This is a genomic window from Herbaspirillum sp. B65 (assembly GCF_000333555.1).
GTDB lineage: Bacteria > Pseudomonadota > Gammaproteobacteria > Burkholderiales > Burkholderiaceae_D > Herbaspirillum > Herbaspirillum rubrisubalbicans.
This window is the reverse complement of record NZ_BADI01000118.1, coordinates 1-5189: the sequence shown is the minus strand read 5'-3', so window position 1 is coordinate 5189 and position 5189 is coordinate 1. Positions and strand designations below refer to the sequence as shown.

Here is a 5189-nt window from a genome sequence, read left to right as displayed (position 1 = left end):
GTCGTGTCCGAGGCCAATGGTTCGCTCACTGCCGTGGCCGGTCGCGACATCAACCTCAAGGCCAGCGGCGCCTCGGCAGACAACATCACGCTGGTCGCCCAGCGCGATGTGAATCTCTCGACCGTCCACGAAACCAGCCAAGAAAAACTCGCCTGGGACAACGACAACCGCGCCGAAGTCAACCGCGACAACGCCGTCGGCAGCACGGTGCAGGGCACGGACATCAGCGTGACCGCAGGTCGCGACATCAACGCCCAGGCAGCCTACGTCAATGCCGAAGGCTCGTTGGCGGCCACGGCAGCCAACAACGTCAACATCGGCACCGATGTCAGCACGGCCAGTGCGCGTGATCAGCACAAGAAGACCGATGCTGGCGGCGTGCTGTCTTCGCGGACGGTGACCACTGATGACAGCAGTAGCGAGCGCATCAATCAAGGGACGACCTTGTCTGGCAATACCGTGGTGGTGCGGGCGGGCAAGGACATCAACGTTATTGGTAGCAATGTCGTCGCGACGCAAGGCGTGGGCATGGCTGCGGGTAACGATGTCAACATCGTGGCTGCCGTGGATAGCAGCACTAAAAACAATTTCCGCAAGGAGACCACCAGCGGTGTGATGGGCGCAGGCTTCGGCGTGACCATAGGCACGCGTGAGCAGAGTCATGACGGGAAGACGCAGGGGCAGACGGCGTCGGCTTCCACCATTGGTAGTACCGATGGCAATGTCAGCATCGTGGCGGGGAATCGGTATACGCAGGTGGGTAGCGATGTGATGGCGCCCAAGGGGGATATCGATATTGCGGCCAAGTCGGTGGAGATTCGGGCGGCAGAGCAGGCCAGTAAAACCACCACGGAAGACAAGTTTAAACAAACTGGCCTGACGGTTGCGGTGACAAGCCCTGTCATCTCGGCCATCCAGACGGTAGGCCAGATGGCCGATGCTGCCAGCAAGACCAAGGATGGCCGGATGCAGGCCTTGGCTGCGGCCAATATGGGATTCGCAGGCAAGAACGCCTATGACGCGTCAAGGGCAGGCCAGGGCAGCACGATTGATGCAAAGGCCAATCAGATCGCCACTGGACCGACTGACCCGAGCACAGGCAAGACGCCCTCGCGGGACGCCACTGATGCCGAAAAGGTCGGCGGCATCAACCTGGCCTTGAGCCTCGGCAGTAGCAGCAGCGAAAGCCGCTCGCAGCAGAGCAGCAATACGGTACGCGGATCGACCGTTTCTGCTGGCGGCAGCATCAACATCAGCGCCCAAGGTGGCGGCACCGATAGCAACATCGTCATCCAGGGTAGCGACATCAAAGCCGGCGTAAATGCCACGCTCAAGGCCGCCAATGAAGTGCGCCTGCTGGCTGCGCAGAATACATCGGAACAGCACAGCAACAATCAGAGCAGTTCCGGCTCGGTGGGTGTCTCGATTGGCACGGATGGGTTGATGTTCAATGCCAGCGCCTCAGGCAGTCGCGGACGTGGTGATGGTAGCGATGTAACGCAGGTCAATACCCACGTCGATGCCGGCAACAAGCTCACGATCAGTTCGGGAACTGACACCACGCTCAAAGGCGCTGTGGTCAGCGGCAAGCAGGTGGTGATGGATGTGGGCACCAGCGGCAAAGGCAATCTGAATATCGAGAGTCTGCAGGACACCAGCACCTACAAGAGCAAACAGCAGAGCCTGGGCGGCAGCATCTCGGTGGGCATGGGCAAGATGAGCGGCAGCTTGAGTGCCAGCCGCAGCACTGTGGATGGGAACTTTGCGAGCGTCAATGAGCAATCGGGCATTCGCGCAGGTGACGGTGGATTCCAGATCAATGTCAAAGGCAACACGGACCTGAAGGGCGCGAAGATTGCCAGCACCGACAAGGCAGCCGCAGAGGGTAAGAACAGCCTGAGGACCGAGACCTTGACGCAATCGGACATCCAGAATCGCAGCGACTACAAGGCAGAAAGCCAGAGCGCAAGCATCGGTGGCGGCTTCAGCGGTGGGAAGTCGTCGATGAACGGGACTGGCATCGGTGTCGGTAGCAGCAGTGGTAGCGAGAGCAGTACGACCAAGAGCGGCATTAGCCAAGCCAATATCAAGATCACCGACGATGCCGCCCAGCAAGCCAAGACCGGCAAGACGGCCGAGCAGACCATTGCCAGCATCAATACGGATGTGAGCAGTGATCGTGACACCAGCGGCAAGCTGACCAAGCAGTGGGATGCGCAGGCCTTGCAGGCGGATGTGCAGGCGCAGGCGCAGATTACGGAGATGTTTGGCAAGAATGCAGCGAAGGAAATCGGTAGTTACGCGACAACCAAGGTCAACGAACTGAACGCAAAAATCGATGTTGCGCAAAGTGAGGATGAGAAGGCTGCATTGATCGCGGAGCGTGATAAATGGAGTGAAGGAGGTCTCTATCGAACGGCCTTGCATACGGCTGCCGGGCTGCTCGGTGGTGGCATTGATGGTGCTGTTGGTGCTGCGACTTCTTCGGTTGCAATGCCGCAGCTTGCCAAGCTAATCGACAATACTGATTTGCCGTTGCCGATACGACAGGCGATGGCGCAGGCGGCTGCTGCTGCGCTTGGGGGTATTGCCGGAGGGACGTCAGGACTGGCTGCTGGCATCAATGTGGAAGCAAACAATCGGCAGTTGCATCAGACAGAGCGCGACTGGGCAAAAGAAAATGCCAAGAAATATCGCTTGTATTTGGAAAAGGATAAGGGCGAGAGTATTACCGATGAGGAGGCATATCAGCGATTGCTGTCAGCGGGGTACGCAATCGTGGATGCTGCTGCGGAGAAGGCCGGAAGAAGCGATGAGAATGCTAAGCAGTTTATCGCCCTCAATAAACCCAAGGGCCTGTTTGAGGCTGACTACAAGGCTAGAAACAATCCATTCCTGAATGGAAATAGCGACGGATCTTGGACGCCGGAGCAACAGGCAAGATTTGGAGCGAAGAATCCGACTGCATGGGCGGAGAAGCGTGTTGCAAATGCGATGGCAGTTTCGGCGCCCTGTACCCAAGCGATGGGTTGTAGTTCAAAGATCGATGCCATTGTGAACGCAGTTGATGCATTGGAGCAGGAGAAGGCGCTTTATCAAAATGATCCGGCACGAAAGGCGCAAATAGAGATAAGACAAGCTACATTGCTAAGCAAAATATCGGACAAAGATGTTGAGCTTGCGAAGTTGGATGAGGCAGATAAATCCACGTTGATGGAGGCAGTCGGTATATTGAGTCTGCCATCTTCTGCCACAAGCACGGCAAAGACAATTTCGAATCTACTGAGCAAATTCAATGTAGGGAAATCTGTGGTAGTGGATGCTGCGCAAGTGCTGAAAGAGGCCGCTGCCACAAATCCACAGAATCGTCTTTTGGTTGATGCTATTCCTAGAGATGGCAGTCGCCTGGTGCTCAATCAAGGGAATGTTCCAACTTGTGGGCATAATTCATGCGCCATGGTGATGGATACATTCGGTAGGAAAGTGGATGTGGCGGAGCTTGTTAGTGAGGTTGTTCCGTCCAAGGAGGGGATTGACTATTTTAAGGTTGCAAATCTATTTAAGTCTCGAGGGATTGACGCATTGCCGGTCGCCGGCCGTAATGTTAATGATTTGATCCGTTATACTTCAAACGGCACGCCTGTCGTCGTCAGGATCGCAGACAAGGCACAAAACTTCTCCCACTTTGTGGTCGTTGATGGAGTTACTAATCGTCAAGGAATCCAGGTGGTCGCCATTAGGGATCCTCAAGGGATTCAATACTTTAGTCCGATAGAAAGCTTTAAGAAGAGCTTTACCGGCGAAGTTATTCTTCCGCGAAAAAGTGAGTTTTAAAATGTATTTAAATATCATTCTTCCAGAGAATCTTGGAACGAAATTAATGTTAGAACTGCGTCACATACCTTGCTTTTGTAAGAAAGGAGGGGGGAAATTCGAGCTATCCTTTCTTGACCCTTTACCTGAAGCGACAGGGTTAATTCACGGCTGGGATTCGGACAAAGTTGATCAACGTGCTCCAGCGGGCGCTGGCGGGATTTATACGCATTATGGCTTTGCGACTGTGACATTAAAGAAAATTGATAGGGAAAAATATAAGATTATTGACCTCTCACTTTTTAAGACTAGTTATCCAGGATGGTTTCCCATTTTTAAAGATGGGGATTGGGCCGAACCAGTGTCTGTAAATACACCGGAGGAGATGGCGGAAATTGAGCGACTTGACGCACTGTATCCTCCCGTGAAACTGACGAAAAAGATGAGGCGGCGCTTACCTCCTGACTCGGTTGAATAATCTAGAACTCATTTCATAAATAGCGCCGCATGAGGATGATGGAGACTGCAAGATGAACGAAGCTGGTGTAATGATCAGCGTAATATTGCTATCAGCTAGGTATACGCTTGAAGGCATTAAGGCTGCGCTGAAGTAGTAGCTGATTCCGGTGAGAACGCAACAACTGATCTGGACGGATGCAGTTTGTAACAGATTGGTCCCTCCTTGGCACCTCTTGGGTGGGCGTTTTCTCCCTCCTTAACCTTTTATGGATACACCAGTCCCATCAACTGGGCGCGGGCAGGAAAAATCACCATCGTTTCAGAATGGATCAAATAAGCTGCAGCTCATAAATCATCGTCGCAACCCGTCCCTTACATGAAAAATAAGCTCTCACTTCTTCTCCCTGTTGCCATGGCATTCTCGCTCACGGCAAAGACAGCTTCTGCCACAGAATGGATACATATATTCCGAGACGATACGGCGAAGATCAGTGAGAGTGATCCCGGGCCGTTTGATGAATACCTGGATTTGGACTCTCTTAAGGAAGTGGAGGGATGGTCCCTCTACACCACAAAACGTATTCTCGACGACTCGCCCAATCAGTACTACGGCAAGGTGGAGCTGGTAACAGTGGGGCTCTCTTGCACGCAGTTCAAGATGGGTTCTCTCTACACTGCAACTTTTGCCGACACAGAGCAGCGAACGCTTATCTATGAGAACACCAACAGTATTGCGCAGATGGAGAGGATGGCATTTAATTTTTTCAGAGGGAAGCTGCCTATCGCAAATACGCCGGCGTTACTCTATTATCACTTTGCCTGCAAGGGACTGGATTTGCGTAAGGGAGATGTCCAAGGGGCTGCTGAGTTAGACAATAAAAAATAACGCAGGCACATTCTCGGTCAGCCACACGCCA

General features: G+C 53.5%; 3 protein-coding genes. All 3 read left to right on the top strand.

The features are described from left to right. The first annotated feature begins 33 nt into the window (after positions 1-33). Positions 34-3834, top strand: a complete 3801-nt coding sequence (locus I5W_RS03190; RefSeq protein ID WP_252716868.1) for a hemagglutinin repeat-containing protein — start codon at positions 34-36, stop codon at positions 3832-3834. A 1-nt stretch (position 3835) separates the two neighbouring features. Further along, positions 3836-4291, top strand: coding sequence for a hypothetical protein (locus I5W_RS30955; RefSeq protein WP_148289021.1), 456 nt, complete (start codon positions 3836-3838; stop codon positions 4289-4291). 357 nt (positions 4292-4648) lie between these two features. Then, a complete protein-coding gene (locus I5W_RS03185; protein WP_148289020.1) occupies positions 4649-5158 on the top strand; it encodes a hypothetical protein in 510 nt (169 codons plus the stop codon). The last annotated feature ends 31 nt before the right edge of the window (positions 5159-5189 follow it).